Origin of the sequence: Halorubrum trueperi, assembly GCF_042662525.1 — an archaeon.
Classification (GTDB): Archaea; Halobacteriota; Halobacteria; order Halobacteriales; family Haloferacaceae; genus Halorubrum; species Halorubrum trueperi.
In genome coordinates this window covers 27,361-46,493 of sequence record NZ_JBHSXI010000025.1, presented here as the reverse complement: position 1 = coordinate 46,493, position 19,133 = coordinate 27,361, and the positions used below count along the sequence as shown (strand labels likewise).

Sequence of the window (19,133 nt, the reverse complement as noted above, 5' to 3'; positions counted from 1 at the left end):
GGGGTGACTACTGATCGACGCCCTATTCGTCGAGAACGTCGCGGATGCGGTCGAAGACCTCATCCGGAGGGGCCTCGCCGTCGACTTCGACGAGATCCCCCTCGTCACGGAAGTGCTCGATGACGGGTTCGGTGTTCTCGTAGAAGACCTCCAGTCGCTCGCGGGCCGTTTCCTCCGTGTCGTCGTCGCGCTGGATCAGCTCGCCGCCGCACTCGTCACAGACGCCGGGCACTTCCGGCGGCTGGAAGTCGACGTGAAAGTTCGCCCCGCAGTCGTTACAGACGCGACGGCCGGTGAGGCGGTCGACGAGCACCTCCTCGTCGACGTCGAGGAAGATGACCGCGTCGAGGTCCGAGATCGACGAGAGGTACTCGGCCTGGTCGAGGTTGCGCGGGTACCCGTCGAGCACGAAGCCGTCGGCGTCGGCGAGTGCGGCCTCGACGATCTCGTTGACGACCGGGTCGGGGACCAGCTCGCCGGCTTCCATGAAGGAGCGCGGCGTGCCGTACTCCGTCTCCATGTCCTTGTTTGCACGGAGCGCGTCGCCAGTCGTGACGTGCTCGACGCCGTACTCGTCGGCGAGCTTCGCGCTCTGTGTCCCCTTTCCGGCTCCGGGTGCCCCCAGCAGAAGGATCCGATGGCTCATACCCGAGCGCTCGCTCGCCGCACGTAAAGGCTTGAAGATTCCGACCAGCGCTTCGCGACTTCCCCGGATCCTCGTTCTTCCTACCTCGAATCCTCGTTCTGTCCTACTCCTGATCCTCGTTCAGCCGCAGTCCCATCTCCAGTTCGAAGCTTTCCGCGTCCGACGTCTCGAACCCGATCTTCTTGTACAGCGAGACGGCGGCGCGGTTCCATCGCTCGACGGTGAGCCACACCTTGGTCACGCCGGCCGCCTGCCCGTGGCCGAGCAGTCCGCGGATGAGGTGTGTCCCGATCCCGGCGCGCTGGTACTTCTGATGGACGAAGATCGCGAGTTCGTAGGCGTCGTCGTCGGGAACGAGCGTGGCGTGACCGGCCGCCTCGTCGCCGCACCACGCGACCACGTTGAAACAGTCGTCGCCGAGAATCGCGTCGAGCCAGTCGCGGATCCGCGCCTCGCCGCTCGGCGGGATCCCTTGCGCGCGGTCGGCTGGGTCGAAGGCGTCGTACATCTCGACGAGCGCCTCGTATCCCTCCTCGGTCCCCTCGTACGGACGGAGCTCGATGAGGCGGCCCTCCCGGTCGGAGAACTCGGTGGGAGGGACGGGGAAGTCGTCGGCCACCGCCTCCGGATACGCTCGGTCGCTCATCTGACCAGCGTGACCGACGTCTTGGCGTTCAACAGGACGAACTCGGCAATCGGTCCGATCGTGATCTTCCCCATCGGGCTGGTGTGGCCGCCGCCGAGGACGATCTCGTCGAACGACTCCGTCTCGGCGATCTCCACGAGGCGGCTCCCTGGATCTCCCTCGACGCGTCTGACCTCGGCGTCGATCCCGGCGTCGGCGAGGGCCGCCTCGGCCCGCTCGACGATCTCGTCGGGCGCGATCGACGAGTCCGGGTTCTCGACCACGGCGACGGTGAGATCGTCGTTCGCGACCGCCGCGCGCTCGACGGTCCGTTCGAGCGCGCGGATCGAGTCGTCGCTGCCGCCGATCCCGCAAAGCACCTTCATGCGTCTCACGTCCACACCCCGATACAAAAAGGGATCTCCGACGGGACGCGCCGCGACGGCGGAGCCCGTACCGACCAACAGACGCCCACGCGGAGCGGGGCCGAGTCGTCGAATCCACCGACAACCCTTTTATTTGGGGGTAAGGTTACTAAAGATATGAACGATCACACCGATCCCGCGTCGGATGATTCCGACGCCGAGGGATCGGACTCCGCCGGCGAGCCGGCGAGCACCGTCGGGGAATCGACGGAACCGCCCGACGGACCCGATGAGCGCGGTGATTCGAGATCGGCCGTCGAGGCCGACGGCGCGGGCCCGATCGGAACCGGAGCGTCAGTCGACGGCGAGAGCGACGAGGTGGACGCGGGCGACGAGGTCGACGGCGAGAGCGACGAGGTGGACGCGGGCGACGGGGTCGACGGCGAGAGCAACGAGGTGGACGCGGGCGACGGGGTCGACGGCGAGACCGACGACGCGGTTCCCCCCGAGGTCCGCAAGTACGAACGATTCAAGAAGATGGACGGCGCGCGCTACGAGCGCGTCAACGAGTTCCTTCGGGACCGAACGTACATCACGGCCCGGGAGTGGGCGATCGCGCGGCTCTGTGCCGACTTCCGCACCGAAACGGGCGTCGAGATGACGAAGATCGGCGAGAACCTCCCAGAGTTGGTCCCCTTCATGACCGACACGTACACGCCGCAGGCGGTCAATCAGGCGCGGTACTCCTTCGAAGAGAAGGTGACGAAGGCGGGCGCGACGTTCCTCTACGGCGCGATGTCCGGCTTTTTCACCGCGGAGGACTTGGACGAGATGATGTACGAGGTGACGGAGGTCGCGAAGTTCCTCCTGGAGGTCGAGGGCGTCGACCTCGCCGTCGCCGACGAGCTGGAGGCCGAAGACCGGATCAGCGAGGTGATGCGCGAGGTACGCACCTCCTCGGCCGACCTCCGGGGGGAGGAGGTTCGCTGTCCGGAGTGCGGGCACATTCACGAGCCAAGCGAGGAGTAGCAGTGGACCGATTTCCGAAGGCGCTCGGCGGGCTCCCAGACGCGGTGGTGATCGTCGACGGCGACGGCGTCGTCCGCGCCGCGAACGCGCGCGTCGAATCGGTGCTCGGATACGCCCCCGCAGAGCTTGAAGGGGCCCAGTTCGAGTCGCTCGTGTACGACCCCGACGACGGCGCTGCCGGTCAGGAGCTCCACCGCTACGTCACCGATCCCGCGCCGCGCTCGATGGCCGCGAGTCTCGATCTCAACGCGTGTCGCGCGAACGGGACCGAGGTCCCCGTTACTGTCAGCCTCGGCCCCTTCGAGCAGGACGGCGAGACGTACCTCGTCGTCACGCTCGTCGACATCAAGGCGGAGCGGGCGGAGCAGGCGGAGCTCCACCGGCGGACCGAGACCCTGGAAGCGCTCCACGAGGCGACACAGAACCTCCTGAAGACGACCGATCGGGAGGTCGCGGCGGAGGCGGCGGTGGATTACGTCGAGGACGTGCTCGGGCATCCGATCGCGGCGATGTGGCTGTACGACGAGGGCCGGACCCGCCTCGAGCCGGTCGTGTGGACCGAGGCGGCGGACGACCTCATCGGCGATCACCCGACCTTCGGTGCCGACGAATCCAGCATCTCGTGGGAGGTGTTCGAATCCGGCGACCCGGAGTACGTCGCCGACACCCACAGCGACCCGAACCGCCACAACCCGAACTCGCAGATCCGGAGCGAACTCGTGCTCCCCCTCGGTCGCTACGGCGTCATCAACGTCGGCGATACGGAGCCGGGCGCGTTCGAAGAATCGGACCTGGCCGTGGCCCGGCTCTGGGCCGCGACCGTGACGATGGTGTTCGTTCGGATCGAGCGCGAGCGACAGCTCCGCGAGCGCGAAGCGGAGATCGCTCGCGAGCGCGACCGGCTGGAGGAGTTCGCCAGCCTCGTTTCGCACGACCTCCGGAACCCGCTCAACGTCGCGACGGGGAATCTCGACAGGGTTCGCGACCGCTTCGAGGAAGAGCACGAGGACACGACGGTGATCGACACCGTCGCTCGGTCGCTCGATCGGATGGAGGCGCTCGTCGAGGACATGCTGACGCTCGCACGGCAGGGCTCAGCGATCGACGAGACCGAACCGATCTCCCTCTCCTCGCTCGCCGAGGAATCCTGGTGGAACGTCGACACCGGGGCGGCCGAGTTCGCCGTCCGCGAGGACCTCCGATTCCGCGCCGACCGGAGCCGACTGCGACAGGCCCTCGAGAACCTGTTCGCCAACGCCGTCACCCACGGGGGCGATGCGGTTCGCGTCGAGGTCGGCCCCCTCGACGACGGACGGGGGTTCTACGTCGCCGACGACGGCCCGGGGATCCCGGTCGACCGGCGCGACGACGTGTTCGAAGCGGGAGTGACGACCGACCCCGACGGAACCGGATTCGGACTGAAGATCGTCACCGAAGTCGCCGACGCGCACGGCTGGACGGTCGAACTCGCCGACGCCGCCGGTGGCGGTGCGCGCTTCGAATTTCGCGGTGTCGACTCCGCGACGCCGGCGGATTCGGACTGAACCCCACCGCACGGCCGAGACGACCGAGACGGCCGAGACGACCGAGACGGCTGAGACGACCGAGACGATCGAGACGACCGCGGTGACCGCGACGACGATTGGTCGTCTTGGGCGATCAGTCCAGTTCCGAGAGTGATCGACCGCGCCGACAGCCTCGACTGCGCCGACAGCCTCGACCGATCCCTCTGCCCAACCTCCGACGCCGGGGCTCAGATCCCGTCGAACGAGGGGAGGTGCCACGTCGAGATCCCCGCGTCGTCGATCACGACGTCGACGTTCGGATCGCGGTCGGCGCTCGGGAGGCCGACCTCGATCCGACCCTCGCCGGTCACGCCGTTGTCTTCCATGCGAGCGATCACATGGTACCCGCCCCGGACGTTCGCGATCGAGGCGAGCACCACGGCCGATTCGGCGGCGACCGCGGTGTCGACTTCGGCGACCGTCTCGGCTTCGGCATCGTCGTCGGCTGCGGCTCCCTCGGCGTCGTCCGCCGACCCGTCTTCGCCGTCGTCGATGGGGTCCGTACGGGTCACCGTCACGACCACCTCTCTGGGCTCGCCGGTAACGTTGAGGAGGCGGACCCCGAGCGGCGGGGACGTCGACTCGTCGCCGGCGGGCTCTCGGTCGTCATCGTCGCCTGATTCTCGATCGCCGTCTCCGACGGTCCGGCGGTCCACGTCCATCGAGAGGGTTCGCTCCGGCGACACGAGGTACGGCGTCGGCTCGGAGTACACTTCGCCGACGGATCGAACGCCCTCGTCGTTCTCGTGGTACACCGTGCCGGCGTGTTGAGCCGTGGCGACGTGGTCGTCCCCGGCGGCGTGATCGAAGGTGGCGGTCGCGTCGATCGTCACCTCCGCGGCCCCGTCGGCGGCATGTGAGTTGTGCGCGCGGACCTCCTCGTAGTCGGCGACGTAGGCGGCGACCGACTCGGGCGTGAGCCCCTCTGGGCGGTCCGGAAGGTCGCGCTCTGCGACCTCGGCGTCGGCGCGTCCGGCGAGGTCGGTGCACCCGGAGAGCGACCCCGCCGCGCAGCCCGCGCCGACGAGAAACGAGCGTCTGTTCATACGCGGACCTCGAACGGGCCGCCCAAAAGCATCACTGAAAACACAAATGCGCGTTTGTGTGTTCGGCAGTTGCGGTGTTCGGGACGACTCGGCTGTTGCGGCCTCGAGAGACGCTTGTCCGCCGCGAGAGCGCGTCAGTCGCCCGCCGCAGCGCCGCCGCCGAGGCCGTCGCGGTCGGCGTCGCCGTGGCCGGGAACGGTCCCGTCCTCGTTCCAGCCGCGGAGCGCGTAGTACTCCGAGAGTCCCTCCTCGAAGCCGTCGATGGCGTCCGCGTACGGGACGGTGTCGTCCTCGCGGTCGAACCCGCGAGCGTTGTTGAACGCGCGCTCCAGTTCTACGACGCGCGCGCCGAGGTCGAGCAGGTCGTCGTACGTCGCGTTGAGCAGGGCCGCGAGCTGGTCGTCGGAGATGACCCCCCGAGAGAACTTGCAGACGACCGCGGAGTCGAGAATCGCGTTGCGGTTCTCCTTTTCGACGAGCATCGGCGGTTTTCCGTCCAGTCCACTCGGGTCGAGCGCGTCCTCCTGGTCGACGAGCGGGTACTCGTACGGGTAGAACTCGCCGTACATGTGGTCCGCGCCGCGGTTCGCGGTGGCGAACGCGAGGCCCTGTCCGTTCAGTTTCCGACCGTCGTGTCCGGAGAAGGGCAGCCCCTTCACGGTCCAGTCGTCGGCTCCGAACTCCTCGTGGGCGCGGTGGACCCCCTCCGCGAGCTTGTCGCCGACGCCCTCCCGATAGGCGATCTGTTCGACGATCGACCGGACGAGGCCGGCGTTTCCGAACTCGTCTTCGGACTCCAGGAACATCGAGACGACGTCGCCACAGGAGATGGTGTCCATGCCGAGTTCGTCGCACAGCTCGTTCGCGCGCATCACGTCGACCACGTCGTCGACGCCGGCGTTCGATCCGAACGCCATCACGGTCTCGAACTCGGGCCCTTCCGTCTCCACGCCCGCCTCCTCGTCGCGGGTCGGGAGCTTGCAGGCGAACGCGCAGCTGGAGCAGGTTCCCTTCTTGTACTTCTTCTCCTCGACGCGGTCGCCGGAGATCCCCTCGACGCCCTCGAAGGACGTCTCGGAGAAGTAGTACGAGGGGAGCGCGCCCACCTCGTTCGCCAGCTCCGTCACGCTCGCGGTGCCCTGCCGTTTCATGATCGAGTCGGAGGTCGCCGCCTCGCGGTGGATCTCGCCGGCCTCGTCCGGCCAGTCCAGGTCGATCGCGGCGTCGGCGGACCCGTCGAACGTGAGCGCCTTCACGCCCTTCGCGCCGAGGACCGCCCCGAGTCCGCCGCGGCCGAACGCCCGCGTGTCGGAGGTCATGATCGACGCGAACCGCACGCCGTTCTCGCCGGCCGGACCGACACAGGCGACGTGCTCGGCCCCCACGCCGTGACTCTCGGCGAACCGGTCGGAGACGGCGGACACCTCCGCCTGCTCCAGATCCGGCACCGATTCGAACTCGACGGTGGGGACGCCGTCAGCGCCGATTTCGCGGACGTGAACCGCGAGCAGTTCGTCGCTATCGCCGACGAGTTCGACGGCGGCGTACCCCGCACCGGTGAAATTCCGCGAGAGGAACCCGCCGGCGTTCGACGACAGGAGGCCGTTCGTGAGCGGCGAGAGACCGGTCGCCGCCATCCGACCGGTGTACGAGGTCGTCGAGTACTGCATCGGTCCCGTCGAGAGGTAGAGCCGATTCTCCGGACCGAGCGGATCGGCGTCGAACGGGATCCGATCGTACGCGAGTGAGGTGTTGAGTCCGCGGCCGCCAGCGAATTCGGCGAGTCGGTCGTCGATCGCCGCCGTCGACGCCGACCGATCGGCGAGGTCGATCGTGAGGAGCGGTCCCTGCGCGTGTCTCATACACGTATCTGAGACGGAACGGCGATAAAACTCCGGGTGGAGGCGGATCCGATGTCGTCTGCGACAGCCGACGGCGACGCGCACAGCTACCGAATCGACGCGAGAAACAGAATGATGCGAAGGTCGTCAGTTATCGCCGTTCTTCGACTGCCATGAGTAGCCGCGTCGCTTCGCAGACTTCCCGAAGCCGCAGGAGGAGCAGCGCTCCTTTTTCGTGTGGTAGGACTTCTCGCCGCAGCGGCGGCACTTCACGTGAACCGTCTTGTTCTTTTTCCCTTGAGAGGGCGTTCCGGAGCCGGTCATGCTTTGATGGTGACGACGTTATCGCCGCGTATAATCGTTGTGTCTTCGATTGCGACGGCGAACTCGCCGTCGAGATCGCCGTCGACGCGGTCGTCGACGCCGGGCTCCGGCTCGATGACGATGTTCATGTGCTGGTCGTATCCGGCCAGCACGCCGTAGTAGGTCGTACCGTCCTTCAGGTGTACCGTCACCGGCTCCTCGAGCGACGCTTCGAGCACGTCGAGGGGTCGTCCACTCATTGTTCATACCGCCGCCCGTCGCGCTATTAAAAATACCGGGACGAAGAGTGTCTCGTGGGCGAGGATCTCGTGGGCGAGCCAGATCGGAGAAGTTGATCGTGGGCGAGCCAGATCGGAGAAGTCGAGACCGATGATGAGGTCGATGATGTGACCGACGATGCGACCGATGACAGATCTGGAGAATCACGCTCGCGAGCGCGAACGACCGCGCGGGCACGGCCGAACCCGGGTGTTTTTAACACGGGCACCTGTATCTCCAGATACCACACTCCCGCGGGACACGGTGAGTCGACGTTGGCTCGGCCGTAGCGGGGCCTCAACGACGCACGGTCGGATGTAGCGCAGAACGGCTCCTTGCGGGGTTTCAGTGATGGACGCCGATCAGGCGTTCGATATCGACAAATCATGGAAATCGAAATTGCGACACTCGGCGGTTACGAAGAGGTCGGTCGACAGATGACGGCGGTTCGAGCGGGCGAGGACATCGTCATCTTCGACATGGGCCTGAATCTCAGTAAGGTCCTCATCCACGACAACGTGGAGACCGAAAGCATGCACAGCCTCGACCTGATCGACATGGGCGCGATCCCGGACGACCGCGTCATGAGCGAACTGGAGGGCGACGTACAGGCGATCGTCCCCACCCACGGCCACCTCGACCACATCGCTGGCATCCCGAAGCTCGCACACCGGTACGACGCGCCCATCGTCGGCTCGCCGTACACGATCGAGCTCGTCAAACAGCAGATCGACGACGAGGGGAAATTCCACGTCGACAACGACCTCGTGAAGATGGAGGCGGGCGGCACGATGCGGATCGGCGACTCCGAGCAGGTCGAAATGGAGTTCGTCAACGTCACCCACTCGATCATCGACGCGATCAACCCGGTTCTCCACACGCCTGAGGGCGCAATCGTCTACGGGCTCGACAAACGACTGGACCACACGCCCGTCATCGGCGACCCGATCGACATGGACCGCTTCCGCGAGATAGGTCGACAGGACGAGGGCGTCCTCTGTTACATCGAGGACTGCACGAACGCGGGCCGCAAGGGTCGGACTCCCTCGGAGTCGTACGCGAAAAAGCACGTCCACGACACGCTCACCTCGATGGAGGACTACTCCGGCGGCATCGTCGCCACGACGTTCTCCTCCCACATCGCTCGCGTGAAGACCCTCGTCGAGTACGCCCGCGAGATTGGCCGACAGCCGGTCCTGCTCGGGCGCTCGATGGAGAAGTACTCCGGCACCGCGGAACGACTCGACTTCGTCGACTTCCAGGGCGACGTCGGCATGTACGGCCATCGGAAGTCCGTCGACCGCGCGTTCAAGCGCATCATGAAGGAGGGGAAGGGGAACTTCCTCCCCATCGTGACGGGCCACCAGGGCGAGCCGCGCGCGATGTTGACCCGCATGGGTCGCGGCGAGACCCCGTACGAACTGGACGACGGCGACAAGGTCGTCTTCAGCGCGAGCGTCATCCCGGAGCCGACAAACGAGGGGCAGCGCTACCAGTCCGAACAGCTGCTCCGGATGCAGGGCGCGCGCATCTACGACGACATTCACGTCTCCGGGCACCTCCGCGAGGAGGGCCACTACGAGATGCTCCAGGCGCTCCAGCCGCAGCACCTCATCCCTGGTCACCAGACGCTTCCGGGCCGGTCGCCGTACGTGAACCTCGCGACCTCGCAGGGGTACAAGCTCGGACGTGACATCCACGTCACGCAGAACGGCGGCACGATCCAGCTCGTCGAATGACGAGCGAGACGAAGGAGGCGCGGGTGCTGGAAGCCATCCGCGAGCGGCGTGAACTCGTCAACGCCGCTATCGACGAAGAGCTGCCGGTAGAGCACCCGGAGCGGCTCTACGAGGCGACGCGGTACATCCTCGAAGCCGGCGGGAAGCGGCTCCGCCCCACGGTGGCGACGCTGGCCGCCGAGGCGGTCACGGGGACCGAGCCGATGGACGCCGACTTCCGCGAGTTTCCGTCGCTCGACGGTGGCCCCGTCGACGTGATGCGCGCGGCGGTCGCCATCGAGGTGATCCAGTCGTTCACGCTGATCCACGACGACATCATGGACGAGGACGCGCTCCGGCGCGGTGTCCCTGCCGTCCACGAGCAGTACGACATCTCGACGGCGATTCTCGCCGGCGACACGCTCTACTCGAAGGCGTTCGAGTTCATGACGGAGACCGGCGCGGCCCCGGCGAACGGGTTGGAGGCGATGCGGATGCTCGCGTCGACCTGCACGGAGATCTGCGAGGGACAGGCGCTCGACGTCGCCTTCGAGTCGCGCGACGACATCCTCCCCGAGGAGTACCTGGAGATGGTCGAGTTGAAGACGGCGGTCCTGTACGGCGCGTCGGCCGCGACGCCCGCCCTCCTGCTCGGCGCGGGCGAAGACGTCGTCGACGCGCTCTACCGGTACGGGATCGACTCCGGACGGGCCTTCCAGATCCAGGACGATGTTCTCGATCTGACGGTTCCCTCCGAGGATCTCGGCAAGCAGCGCGGCTCCGATCTCGTCGAGGGGAAAGAGACGCTCATCACCCTCCACGCCCGTCAGGAGGGCGTCGACGTCGACGCGCTCGTCGACGCGGAGACGCCTGCCGAGGTGACGGAGTCCGCGATCGACGACGCGGTAGCCACCCTCGAAGCGGCGGGATCTATCGAGTACGCCCGCGAAACCGCGGAAGATCTCACCGAGCGGTCGAAAGAGCACCTCGAACTGCTCCCGGAGAGCGGCTCCCGCGGCCTGCTCGAAGATCTCGCAGACTACCTGATCGTCCGCGGCTACTGACCGGTTGCAACGACGAGGGCGCGGCGACGGTGAGCGCGACCGCGATGGCGGCGACGACCGCGACGATCGCGACGATGGGACGGCGGCGACGACCGCGACGAGCGCGACGGCGGCCGTGATCACCGCCCCGAGACGGGACAGGATCTTCGGACGGAACGCCGCGTTTCCGGAACGGTCGTCCGCAACGGACACCGCTTTATCGGCGGGCCGCGTTCGTCAGATAGTGTCCCGGTACCGAGACGTCGTCCTGTTCTTTCTGCTCGCGCTGCTTTGGGGCGGCTCCTTCATTGCCATCGAGGTCGGGCTCGACTACTACCCGCCGGTGTTGTACGCCGCGTATCGGTTCGACGTGGCGGCGCTCGCGCTCGTCTCGTACGCCCTCGTCACCGAGAGCGGTCCGCTCCCCCGAACCCGCGGCGACGTGGCCGCGATCGGGTTCAGCGGGGGGCTTTCAGTTGCGGTCAACAACTCCCTGCTATTCGTCGGCCAGCAGTACACGACGAGCGGAATCGCTTCGATCACCTACAGCCTCGTCCCAATCGCGACCGCTGCGGTCGCCGCCCTCTGGATCGGCGGGTCGAACCTCGACGCGCGCGGCGTGATCGGTGTGGTGCTGGCGTTCGTCGGCGTCGGCCTCGTCGCCCAACCGGATCCCGCGAACCTGGTCGGCGGCGTCACGATTGGCGTCGGGCTCATCTCGATCGGCGTGATCGCCGTCGCGGTGGGGAGCGTCGGTCTCAGAACCGTGGAGACGAGTTTCTCCAGCATCGCGCTCACCGGCTGGGCGATGTTGTTCGGCGCGATGTTGATCCACGGGTTCAGCGTCGGCCTCGGCGAGCCCCAACAGCTCCCGTCGACGGCGCTTCCGGCGCTCGGGGCGCTGCTGTTCCTCGGGGTGTTGGCGTCGGCGGTGGCGTACTCCATCTACTTCACGCTGCTCGGCCGGCTGGGGGCGTTCGAGATAAACCTCGTCTCGTACGTCGTTCCGGTGGTCGCCACCGTCGCCGGCGCACTCCTGCTCGCCGAGCCCGTGACCCCGATGACGGTCGTCGGATTCGCCGTCATCGTCGTCGGGTTCGGTCTCCTCAAACGGCACGCGATCGCGACGGAGGTGCCGAAGCTCCTCGCCCGGGTCGGCGGGCTGTTCTGATGGTGTGGGTCGACGGGCTGTTCTGACGGTGCGGGTCGCAGGATCGCTGCGCTGACCCACTCAGTCGTCCAGCGCCGCGATGTCCTCGACGATCTCGACCGCGTGGTCCTCGGGCGAGACGCCCTCGTACGCCAGCACGATCGTCCCGTCCGGGTCGATCACGTACGTGTTCCGGAACACGCCGTCGAAGGTGTTTCCGAACATGGTCTTTTCGCCGTAGGAGTCGTACGCGCCGGCGACCTCGCCGTCGGAATCGGACAGCAGGCTGAACGGGAGGTCGTACTTCTCGGCGAACGGTTCGAGGTCCTCGACGGGGTCGTCGCTGATCCCGACGACGGCGATATCGGCGTCCTCGAAGGCCTCCCACTCGTCGCGGAATCCGCAGGCCTCTGTCGTACAGCCCGGGGTGTCGGCCCGGGGGTAGAAGTAGACGACCGTGTAGCGCGCGGCCGCGGGGTCGACGGAAACGGTGTCGCCGTGCTGGTCGGGAAGCGCGATCGCGGGCGCGGGATCGCCGGGGTCGAGCATACCGTTACTGGTCACGCGGCCCTCTTAGGCGTTCGGTCCGGTTGCGTGGTCGTGTACGATGACCGTCACTTCGACTTCACGCCGATCGCCCGCAGGACTGCGGTCGCAGCCGGCGTCGGCCGCAACCTCTTTGCGGCGGGTCGCCGAACCGGACCTCATGAGTCACGGACCGCTGGACGACGACGTAGTCGAGAGCTACCGGGAGGCCGGTGCGGTGTTGGTCGAGGCGATGAACGAGGCCCGCGAGATGGTTGAGCCGGGACGGACGCACCTCGAGGTGGCCGAGTGGACGGAGGACTTCATCCGGGAGCAGGGCGCGGGCCTCGCATTCCCGGTCAACATCAGCGTCGATCCCGAGGCGTCCCACGCCACCCCGAGCCGCGACGACGAGACGGAGTTCGGCGAGGAGATGGTGTGTCTCGACGTCGGCGTCCACGTGGACGGCTACATCGCCGACGCCGCGGTGACCGTCGACCACACGGGTACCCCGGAGCTTGTCGAGGCCGCCGAGATGGCGCTGGAAGCCGCTGTCGACGAGGCGGGACCGGGCGTCGAGGTCGGCGTCGTGGGGAAGGCGATCGAGGACGTGATCCGCGGGTACGGCTACACCCCGGTCTTGAACCTCTCAGGCCACGGCGTCGAGCGGTACGACGCGCACACGGGACCGACGATCCCGAACCGCGGCGTCGAGCGCTCCACCGAGCTGGAGCCGGGGCAGGCGGTCGCCATCGAGCCGTTCGCCACCGACGGCCGCGGGAAGGTCGGCGAGGGGACCGACGAGGAGATATTCGAGCGACAGGGCTCCGCGAGCGTGCGCGACCGCCGGGCGCGGCAGGCGTTAGCGGAGATCGAGGCGTTCGACGACCTCCCGTTCGCGGCGCGATGGCTCGACGGCGACCGCGTCGGGATGGCCCTTCGCCGGCTGAAGCAGGCGAACGCGGTCAAGGGATATCCAGTCTTGAAGGAGGACGACGACGCCCTGGTCAGCCAGGCCGAGCACACCCTGCTGGTCACCGACGACGGCGTCGAGGTGACGACCGCGGGGATCCACGACTTCGACTGATGGACCGGATCTACGCGCCGTGGCGGATCGAGTGGGTCGAACGCGACGCGGACCCTATCGACGGCTGTCCGTTCTGCGTCCTTCCTGAACGCGAGGACGACCGCGAGTCGCGGATCGTCGCGTACAGCGATCGCAACTACGTCCTGTTGAACAACGCGCCGTACAACCCCGGCCACGCGATGGTGATCCCCCGCGCGCATCACGAGGATCCGACCGACCTCGACGACGCGACGCTGTTCGACCACGCGCGGCTGAAGGCGGCGACGCTCGCGGCGTTGCGCCGCGACGTGGACCCCGACGGGGTAAACACCGGCCAGAACCTCGGCGGATCGGCCGCCGGCGGTTCGATCGACCACCTCCACACCCACGTCGTCCCGCGGTGGAACGGCGACACGAACTTCATGCCCGTGACGGGCGAGACGAAGGTTATCGTGGAAGCGGTCGACCGCACGTACGAGCACCTCCACGCCGGGTTCGCCGCCGGCGACGACGTGGTCGACGCGGGCGACGCCGAGGCCGGCGACGCGGTCGAACTTGCCTTCGATCTCGGCGGGTTCGCGATCGAAGGCGACGACTGAGTCCCGGAAGCGCCGCGTGCCCGTCAGTACACCAGTTCGCCGGCGATGAACTTCCGAGTGCGCTCGTCGGAGGGATCCTCAAATATCACGTTGGTCGGGCCGACCTCAGTGATGCCCTCGTCGAGCAGCACCGCGACGCGGTCGGCGACGCGTTCGGCCTGGTGCATGTCGTGTGTCGCCACGACGACGCCGATTCCTCTGTTTCGAGCCTCGTCGATCGCCTCCTCGATGACCGCGGTGTTCCGCGGGTCCAGGTCCGACGTGGGCTCGTCGAGCAGCAGTACGTCCGGATCGTACGCCAGCGCGCGGGCGAACGACACGCGCTGGGCCTCCCCGCCCGAGAGCGAGTCGGCGTGCTGATTCGTCTTCTCCGTCAGCCCGACGACGTCGAGCGACTCTCGAACGGCGTCGGGAGTGTCCGCGAGACCCAGCGCCGCGGCGATCCGGTCGGTCCACGGGCTCCGAACCCTGAGCCCGTATTCGACGTTGCGTCCCACGGACGCGTCGAAGAGGCTCGGCTCTTGGAAGACCATCCCGACTCGCCGACGCATGGCGAGGCGATCGGACTCCTCGACGGCCCACGTGTCCGTACCGCCGAGCGCGACGGTCCCCGCGTCCGGTTCGAGCGAGAGCGCGAGGGCCCGGAGCAGCGTCGTCTTGCCGACGCCGGAGGGACCGATGACGCCGAGAACCTCGCCGGCGTCCACCTCGATGGAGAGGTTCTCGAACACGTCCTCGTCGCCGAACGACTGCGAGATGTCCGTCGCCCGAAGCATCACCGAGCCACCCCCCCGTCGCCGAAGTGAACGACCACGGCGTTGACGATCAACACGAGTGCGACGAGGACCGCGCCGAGCACCATCGCCGTCTCGTACTGCCCCTGGCGGGCTTCGAGCTGGATCGCGGTCGTCAGCGTTCGGGTCTTCGAGATCCCGTCCGCGCTCGTGATGTTGCCGCCGACGATGAGCACGGATCCGACCTCGCTGACGGCCCGGCCGAAGCCGGCCAAGATCGCGGTGGCGATCCCGTACCGCGCCTCCTTCAGGACGACGAGGGTCGCGTCGAGGCGCGTTCCGCCGAGCGCGCGCGCCGCGTCGCGGACGCCCTCGTCAACCCCGGAGACGGCCGCGAGGGTGATCGCCGTGATCGGCGGCGTCGCGAGCACGAACTGCGACATGATCATCGCCTCTCTGGTAAAGACGAGTTCGAGCGATCCGAGCGGTCCCTGGTTCGAGACCGCAAAGAGGACGACGAGGCCGACGACCACGCTCGGAAATCCCATCCCCGTGTTGATAACGGACTTCACGAACCGCTTTCCCGGGAACTCGGAGAACCCGATCAGGACGGCGACTGGAACGCTGAACAGCGTGCTCAGCGCCACGGCGGTGCCGCTCACGTACAGCGAGACGTAGATGATGCTCCGGACGTAGCCGTCCCTGAACGGGAGGTCGAGGAGGGGGGAGAGCAACTGTGCGACGAATTCGATCGGCACGCTCACTCGTCGGACGAGTCGCTACTCCAACCTTCCGGAACGTACTGCTGGAAGTCGGGATTCTCCGAGACTGCCTCGGGGAAGAACAGCTGCTCATCGTCGACCCGGTAGGTCGAGATCGCGTCCTGCGTTTCGGGACCGGTGATCCACCCGATGTACGCCATCGCCAGGTCGTAGTTGACGTTATCGTGGACGCCGGGGTTGACGGCCATGATCCCGTAGGGGTTCGCGAGGATCTCCGGGCCGTCCTCGATGGGTCCCTGCACGAGGACGACGAGGTCGAGCTCCGAGCGCTGTGAGATGAACGTCCCGCGATCCGAGAGCGTGTACGCGCCCTGCTGGGTGGCGTTGTTCAGCGCCTCGCCCATCCCGGAGCCGGTCTCCTGATACCAGTCGCCGCCGGGGTCGGTTCCCGCGGCCTCCCAGAGGTTCAGCTCCTTGGTGTGGGTTCCGGAGTTGTCCCCCCGCGAGACGAACGTCTCCCCCGCGTCGGCGATCGAGGTGAGCGCCTCGGTCGCCGAACTCATCCCCTGAATCCCCACCGGGTCGCTCTCGGGCCCGACGATAACGAAGTCGTTGAACATGAGGTCCCGGCGGTTCACGCCGTACCCGTTGCGCAGGAACTCGTCTTCGAGGCCGCGAGCGTGGACCATCACCACGTCGGCGTCGCCGTTGCGCGCCGATTCGAGGGCCGCACCCGTCCCCTGGGCGACCGCGTCGACGGACACGCCGTACAGCTCCTCGAAGTCGGTGTGAATCGCGTCGAGCAGCCCCGTGTCATAGGTACTCGTCGTCGTCGTGAGCGTGAGCGTCTCGCCGGCCACGGCGGGCTGGTCGGCGTCGGTCTCGCTTCCGCCGGACCCGCCGGATCCGTCGGACTCACCGGATCCGTCGGCGGTTCCGCCGATCGTCGAACACCCGGCCGCGCTCGCGATCGCCCCGGCACCGACCGCCGCAACGAACCCCCGGCGTTGTATCGACATAGATACATCGTTGACCCGGCGTCTGATATAACTTCTGGCGCTCGTCATCCAATGGGCAGTCCAGGGGTACCCCGTCGCGGGGTGCTCCCGCCGCGAGGTACCCCCGTCGTGAGTTACCCCGCCGCGAGGTGCTCCGGTCGCGAATTGCTTCGCGATGGAAAGCACCAACACGCTTCGGGCCGAGCGTCACCGCATGGACGACTCCGCAGACGGCGACGAGGGGGGCCGCCGCGACGCCGCCGAAACCGCGGGCCGCGGGCGGGCGGCGCTCATCGAGGGCGGGGCGGAGTTCGACGGGCGCGACGCGGCACTCCTCCGGTCGATCAACGAGACGGGATCCGTCGCGGCCGCGGCCTCGGCGTTGGGCCGCTCGCGCGCGAGGGCCCTCTCGCGGATCGAGTCCCTGGAGGACGCCTTCGGCACCCTCGTCGAGCGCCGGCGCGGCGGCTCCGGCGGGGGCGGGAGTCGGCTGACGCCCGCGGGTCGCGGCCTTCTCGACCGCTACGACCGGTTACAGGCCGTGCTGGCCGCAACTGCGACTGTTCCCGAGACGGTGCTCGAGGGGACGGTCGCCCACGTCGACGGCGAGCTGGCCGACGTCGACACCGCGGTCGGCACGGTTCGCGGCCTCCACGACGGAGCGGAACGGACTGACGACGCCGGCGACGGGGTGGCCGACGATGACGGGGTGGCCGCCGGCGACGCGGTCCAGGTGCGGATCGGCGCGGACGCGGTGACGATTTATAAGGGCGACGAGCGCGTCGACCCTGATTCGACGAGCGCCCGGAACCGGCTGCGCGGCGCGGTCGTCGGCGTCGAGGCCGGCGAGACGGTGTCGACGGTTCGTGTCGCGGTGGGCGAGGTGGAGTTTCAGGTGTTGATCACGGCGGAGAGCGCGGCGCGGTTGGCGCTTGACGAGGGCGACGAGGTGGCGATCCGGTGGAAGGCAACCGCGACGCGAGTGGTGGCGCACGCGACCGGTTCGGATCACTAAGCCGGTAGTGGAGGGTATACAAGCGCAGTCGGCCGAACGACCGTCTCCTCACTTCCCCCAGAACGGGTCCCGCTTCCGCTTGGTCTCCAAGTACGCCGCGAGCGCCTCGCGCTCGTCGGCCGTGATCTCCTCTTTTAACTCCTGTTCTAAGATCTTCGCGTGCTTCTCGGGGACTTCGGTCCAGAGCGTGTCGCCCTCCTCGATGTCGCGGCCGACGGTGGGACCGTCGATGGCGATGCTCACGCGCTCGCCGGCGCGCGCCTCGTCGACGTCGTCACCCTGCTTTTGGATCCCGGAGAGCTGGCCGACGCGGTCGAACTCGTTGCCCTCGAATACGCCGACGTTGCGGTTGTTCTGGACCGTACCGGCGATGACCTCGACGCCGACGACGGCGGGGTCGTTCTGGCGGAAGGTGTGGTCGGGGAGGATGCGGAACCGGGCGGGGCGGACGACCTTGTCGAGCACCGTCTCCTGCTGGGCGCGCTGTTTCTCCTCGACGTACGTCTCGTAGTCCTCGATCAGCTGGTAGATCACGTCGTTCGTGAACAGCTTCACGTCGGCGCTCTCCAGCTCCGACTCCGCGTTCGCCAGCAGGTCGACGTTGAACCCGAGGATGGCCTTGTGCTCGTCCTGATTCGCGGTCTCAGCGACGGCGATGTCGCGTGGCGCGATGTCGCCGACCTCCGCGCGCAGGATCGGCACCTCCGCCTCCCGCAGTGCGTTCGCCATCGCCTCCAAGGAGCCGAGAGTGTCCGCCTTGACGACGACGCCGTCCTCGGCGGTGTCGACCTCGATCTCCGCGAGCTCGGCTTCCACCTCGGCGATGACCTCCTCCAGCGGGCGGTCTCGGACCACCCGGACCGGCGCACCGGCCATCGCTCGGTCGAGGTCCGGGGCTGCGATCTTCACGCCGGCCGCGGCACCGACCTCCGCGACCTTCTCGAACTTCTTCTCGGTGCGGATCTCTTCGAGGGGGCGCGGCTGGAGCAGAGCCCTGATCTCGGTGACGATCGGGTCGTCCTGCCCACCGACGACGATCTGATCGCCGTTGCGGACCACGCCGTCGTACACGACCGTGTCGATGGTCGCGCCGAAGCCCCGCTCGTCTTTCACCTCCAGTACCGTCCCTTCCCCCGGCCCCTGCACGTCGATCGCCATCTCCTCTTTCATGAACCGCTGAGAGAGCCCCATGAGGACGGTGAGCAGGTCGGGGACGCCCTCACCGGTGAGTGCTGAGAGGGGGACGACGCCGATGTTCTTCTGGAAGTCCTGCACGCGCCAGTAGAGGTCCGCGGAGAACCCCGCGTCGGAGAGCTGCCCGATGATCTCGTAGAGGTTCTCGTTGAGCATGGACTCGGCGCGCTCCGATTGCGCCGCCAAGCTCCGTTGGATCGGCTGGCCGTCCTGCGGGTTCCATCCCGGCGTCGTGTCCACCTTGTTGGCGGCGACGACGAAGGGGGTCCCGGTGCGCCGGAGGATGTCGATCGCCTCTTCGGTCTGCGGCTGGAATCCGTCGTTGACGTCGACGACGAGCACCGCGATGTCGGCGAGCGCGCCGCCCCGGGCGCGCAGCGTCGAGAACGAGTGGTGGCCGGGCGTGTCGATGAAGAGGAGCCCGGGGAGGTCGAAGTCGGTCGGGTCGATGAGATCGCCCGCCATCCCGGAGATCGTGTCGAGCGGAATGTCCGTCGCCCCGATGTGTTGGGTGATCGCGCCGGCCTCGCCCTCGCTGACGGCGGAGCCGCGGATCGTGTCGAGCAGACTGGTCTTGCCGTGATCGACGTGGCCCAGCACCGCGACGATCGGCGTCCGAAGGGTGTCCGCGTTTGTGTGGTCGGTCATAAGTGATCGCCCCGAAAAGGTC

The 19,133-nt window shown here is 67.6% G+C and carries 20 protein-coding genes; 8 read left to right on the top strand and 12 right to left on the bottom strand.

What is annotated here, in order from left to right; translation table 11 throughout:
- Window positions 1-22: 22 nt before the first annotated feature.
- From ACFQEY_RS17350 to ACFQEY_RS17340, 3 genes are all read right to left on the bottom strand, one after another.
- Window positions 23-646 (bottom strand): adenylate kinase, encoded by a 624-nt coding sequence (locus ACFQEY_RS17350; protein WP_379771098.1) that lies wholly within the window; start codon window positions 644-646, stop codon window positions 23-25.
- 103 nt (window positions 647-749) lie between these two features.
- Window positions 750-1,292, bottom strand: coding sequence for a GNAT family N-acetyltransferase (locus tag ACFQEY_RS17345; RefSeq protein ID WP_379771095.1), 543 nt, complete (start codon window positions 1,290-1,292; stop codon window positions 750-752).
- A complete protein-coding gene (locus tag ACFQEY_RS17340; protein ID WP_379771092.1) occupies window positions 1,289-1,657 on the bottom strand; it encodes a universal stress protein in 369 nt (122 codons plus the stop codon). The genes ACFQEY_RS17345 and ACFQEY_RS17340 overlap by 4 nt, the downstream gene beginning before the upstream one ends.
- A gap of 156 nt (window positions 1,658-1,813) precedes the next feature.
- Between ACFQEY_RS17340 and ACFQEY_RS17335 the strand changes: the two genes are divergently transcribed.
- Complete coding sequence (locus ACFQEY_RS17335; protein ID WP_379771090.1) at window positions 1,814-2,665, top strand: DUF5806 family protein; 852 nt, start codon at window positions 1,814-1,816, stop codon at window positions 2,663-2,665.
- Between the two features lie 2 nt (window positions 2,666-2,667).
- A complete protein-coding gene (locus tag ACFQEY_RS17330) occupies window positions 2,668-4,209 on the top strand; it encodes a sensor histidine kinase (protein ID WP_379771088.1) in 1,542 nt (513 codons plus the stop codon).
- A gap of 209 nt (window positions 4,210-4,418) precedes the next feature.
- Here ACFQEY_RS17330 and ACFQEY_RS17325 read toward each other — a convergent pair whose 3' ends face one another.
- The 4 genes from ACFQEY_RS17325 to ACFQEY_RS17310 form a co-directional block, all read right to left on the bottom strand.
- Entirely contained in the window at window positions 4,419-5,276 is an 858-nt protein-coding gene (locus tag ACFQEY_RS17325) for a hypothetical protein (RefSeq protein ID WP_379771086.1), read from the bottom strand.
- 134 nt (window positions 5,277-5,410) lie between these two features.
- Window positions 5,411-7,138, bottom strand: coding sequence for an aldehyde ferredoxin oxidoreductase family protein (locus ACFQEY_RS17320; protein WP_379771084.1), 1,728 nt, complete (start codon window positions 7,136-7,138; stop codon window positions 5,411-5,413).
- A 126-nt stretch (window positions 7,139-7,264) separates the two neighbouring features.
- The gene (locus ACFQEY_RS17315) at window positions 7,265-7,441 is read right to left on the bottom strand and encodes a 50S ribosomal protein L37e (protein WP_379771081.1); all 177 of its coding nucleotides are present in this window, start codon (window positions 7,439-7,441) and stop codon (window positions 7,265-7,267) included.
- Window positions 7,438-7,680, bottom strand: coding sequence for an LSM domain-containing protein (locus ACFQEY_RS17310; RefSeq protein ID WP_379771079.1), 243 nt, complete (start codon window positions 7,678-7,680; stop codon window positions 7,438-7,440). Before ACFQEY_RS17310 ends, ACFQEY_RS17315 begins: the two co-directional genes overlap by 4 nt.
- A 405-nt stretch (window positions 7,681-8,085) precedes the next feature.
- Here ACFQEY_RS17310 and ACFQEY_RS17305 point away from each other — a divergent pair, with 405 nt between their 5' ends.
- The 3 genes from ACFQEY_RS17305 (at window position 8,086) to ACFQEY_RS17295 (ending at window position 11,631) form a co-directional block, all read left to right on the top strand.
- Complete coding sequence (locus ACFQEY_RS17305; RefSeq protein ID WP_379771076.1) at window positions 8,086-9,438, top strand: RNase J family beta-CASP ribonuclease; 1,353 nt, start codon at window positions 8,086-8,088, stop codon at window positions 9,436-9,438.
- Entirely contained in the window at window positions 9,435-10,481 is a 1,047-nt protein-coding gene (gene idsA3, locus ACFQEY_RS17300) for a geranylfarnesyl diphosphate synthase (RefSeq protein ID WP_379771073.1), read from the top strand. The genes ACFQEY_RS17305 and idsA3 overlap by 4 nt, the downstream gene beginning before the upstream one ends.
- A 223-nt stretch (window positions 10,482-10,704) precedes the next feature.
- The gene (locus ACFQEY_RS17295) at window positions 10,705-11,631 is read left to right on the top strand and encodes a DMT family transporter (RefSeq protein WP_379771192.1); all 927 of its coding nucleotides are present in this window, start codon (window positions 10,705-10,707) and stop codon (window positions 11,629-11,631) included.
- Between the two features lie 60 nt (window positions 11,632-11,691).
- Here the strand turns inward: ACFQEY_RS17295 and bcp are convergent, their stop codons facing one another.
- Window positions 11,692-12,159, bottom strand: coding sequence for a thioredoxin-dependent thiol peroxidase (gene bcp / locus ACFQEY_RS17290; RefSeq protein WP_379771071.1), 468 nt, complete (start codon window positions 12,157-12,159; stop codon window positions 11,692-11,694).
- 157 nt (window positions 12,160-12,316) lie between these two features.
- Between bcp and map the strand changes: the two genes are divergently transcribed.
- Both map and ACFQEY_RS17280 read left to right on the top strand, forming a co-directional pair.
- Entirely contained in the window at window positions 12,317-13,222 is a 906-nt protein-coding gene (gene map, locus ACFQEY_RS17285) for a type II methionyl aminopeptidase (RefSeq protein WP_379771069.1), read from the top strand.
- Window positions 13,222-13,800: an HIT family protein gene (locus ACFQEY_RS17280; RefSeq protein ID WP_379771067.1), complete on the top strand. Its 579-nt coding sequence runs from the start codon at window positions 13,222-13,224 to the stop codon at window positions 13,798-13,800. The genes map and ACFQEY_RS17280 overlap by 1 nt, the downstream gene beginning before the upstream one ends.
- A gap of 23 nt (window positions 13,801-13,823) precedes the next feature.
- On the opposite strand, the gene ACFQEY_RS17275 is transcribed toward ACFQEY_RS17280, so the two are convergent.
- The 3 genes from ACFQEY_RS17275 to ACFQEY_RS17265 are packed head-to-tail and all read right to left on the bottom strand — an operon-like array spanning window position 13,824 to window position 16,275.
- Entirely contained in the window at window positions 13,824-14,576 is a 753-nt protein-coding gene (locus ACFQEY_RS17275) for an ABC transporter ATP-binding protein (protein WP_379771065.1), read from the bottom strand.
- Window positions 14,576-15,292: an ABC transporter permease gene (locus ACFQEY_RS17270; protein ID WP_379771063.1), complete on the bottom strand. Its 717-nt coding sequence runs from the start codon at window positions 15,290-15,292 to the stop codon at window positions 14,576-14,578. The genes ACFQEY_RS17275 and ACFQEY_RS17270 overlap by 1 nt, the downstream gene beginning before the upstream one ends.
- 2 nt (window positions 15,293-15,294) lie before the next feature.
- A complete protein-coding gene (locus tag ACFQEY_RS17265) occupies window positions 15,295-16,275 on the bottom strand; it encodes an ABC transporter substrate-binding protein (RefSeq protein WP_379771060.1) in 981 nt (326 codons plus the stop codon).
- A gap of 193 nt (window positions 16,276-16,468) precedes the next feature.
- Here ACFQEY_RS17265 and ACFQEY_RS17260 point away from each other — a divergent pair, with 193 nt between their 5' ends.
- Complete coding sequence (locus ACFQEY_RS17260) at window positions 16,469-17,269, top strand: molybdenum-dependent transcriptional regulator (RefSeq protein WP_379771057.1); 801 nt, start codon at window positions 16,469-16,471, stop codon at window positions 17,267-17,269.
- A gap of 48 nt (window positions 17,270-17,317) precedes the next feature.
- On the opposite strand, the gene infB is transcribed toward ACFQEY_RS17260, so the two are convergent.
- Window positions 17,318-19,111 carry a translation initiation factor IF-2 gene (gene infB / locus ACFQEY_RS17255; RefSeq protein ID WP_379771055.1) on the bottom strand — a complete coding sequence of 598 codons (1,794 nt, stop codon included), beginning with the start codon at window positions 19,109-19,111 and terminating at the stop codon, window positions 17,318-17,320.
- Window positions 19,112-19,133: the final 22 nt, after the last annotated feature.

What these genes read in the sequence shown, in the direction of transcription:
- ACFQEY_RS17350 (WP_379771098.1), bottom strand. Translation starts at nt 646, where the DNA reads ATGAGCCATCGGATCCTTCTGCTGGGGGCACCCGGAGCCGGAAAGGGG.
- ACFQEY_RS17345 (WP_379771095.1), bottom strand. Translation starts at nt 1,292, where the DNA reads ATGAGCGACCGAGCGTATCCGGAGGCGGTGGCCGACGACTTCCCCGTC.
- ACFQEY_RS17340 (WP_379771092.1), bottom strand. Translation starts at nt 1,657, where the DNA reads ATGAAGGTGCTTTGCGGGATCGGCGGCAGCGACGACTCGATCCGCGCG.
- ACFQEY_RS17335 (WP_379771090.1), top strand. Translation starts at nt 1,814, where the DNA reads ATGAACGATCACACCGATCCCGCGTCGGATGATTCCGACGCCGAGGGA.
- ACFQEY_RS17325 (WP_379771086.1), bottom strand. Translation starts at nt 5,276, where the DNA reads ATGAACAGACGCTCGTTTCTCGTCGGCGCGGGCTGCGCGGCGGGGTCG.
- ACFQEY_RS17320 (WP_379771084.1), bottom strand. Translation starts at nt 7,138, where the DNA reads ATGAGACACGCGCAGGGACCGCTCCTCACGATCGACCTCGCCGATCGG.
- ACFQEY_RS17315 (WP_379771081.1), bottom strand. Translation starts at nt 7,441, where the DNA reads ATGACCGGCTCCGGAACGCCCTCTCAAGGGAAAAAGAACAAGACGGTT.
- ACFQEY_RS17310 (WP_379771079.1), bottom strand. Translation starts at nt 7,680, where the DNA reads ATGAGTGGACGACCCCTCGACGTGCTCGAAGCGTCGCTCGAGGAGCCG.
- ACFQEY_RS17305 (WP_379771076.1), top strand. Translation starts at nt 8,086, where the DNA reads ATGGAAATCGAAATTGCGACACTCGGCGGTTACGAAGAGGTCGGTCGA.
- idsA3 (WP_379771073.1), top strand. Translation starts at nt 9,435, where the DNA reads ATGACGAGCGAGACGAAGGAGGCGCGGGTGCTGGAAGCCATCCGCGAG.
- bcp (WP_379771071.1), bottom strand. Translation starts at nt 12,159, where the DNA reads ATGCTCGACCCCGGCGATCCCGCGCCCGCGATCGCGCTTCCCGACCAG.
- map (WP_379771069.1), top strand. Translation starts at nt 12,317, where the DNA reads ATGAGTCACGGACCGCTGGACGACGACGTAGTCGAGAGCTACCGGGAG.
- ACFQEY_RS17280 (WP_379771067.1), top strand. Translation starts at nt 13,222, where the DNA reads ATGGACCGGATCTACGCGCCGTGGCGGATCGAGTGGGTCGAACGCGAC.
- ACFQEY_RS17275 (WP_379771065.1), bottom strand. Translation starts at nt 14,576, where the DNA reads ATGCTTCGGGCGACGGACATCTCGCAGTCGTTCGGCGACGAGGACGTG.
- ACFQEY_RS17265 (WP_379771060.1), bottom strand. Translation starts at nt 16,275, where the DNA reads ATGTCGATACAACGCCGGGGGTTCGTTGCGGCGGTCGGTGCCGGGGCG.
- ACFQEY_RS17260 (WP_379771057.1), top strand. Translation starts at nt 16,469, where the DNA reads ATGGACGACTCCGCAGACGGCGACGAGGGGGGCCGCCGCGACGCCGCC.
- infB (WP_379771055.1), bottom strand. Translation starts at nt 19,111, where the DNA reads ATGACCGACCACACAAACGCGGACACCCTTCGGACGCCGATCGTCGCG.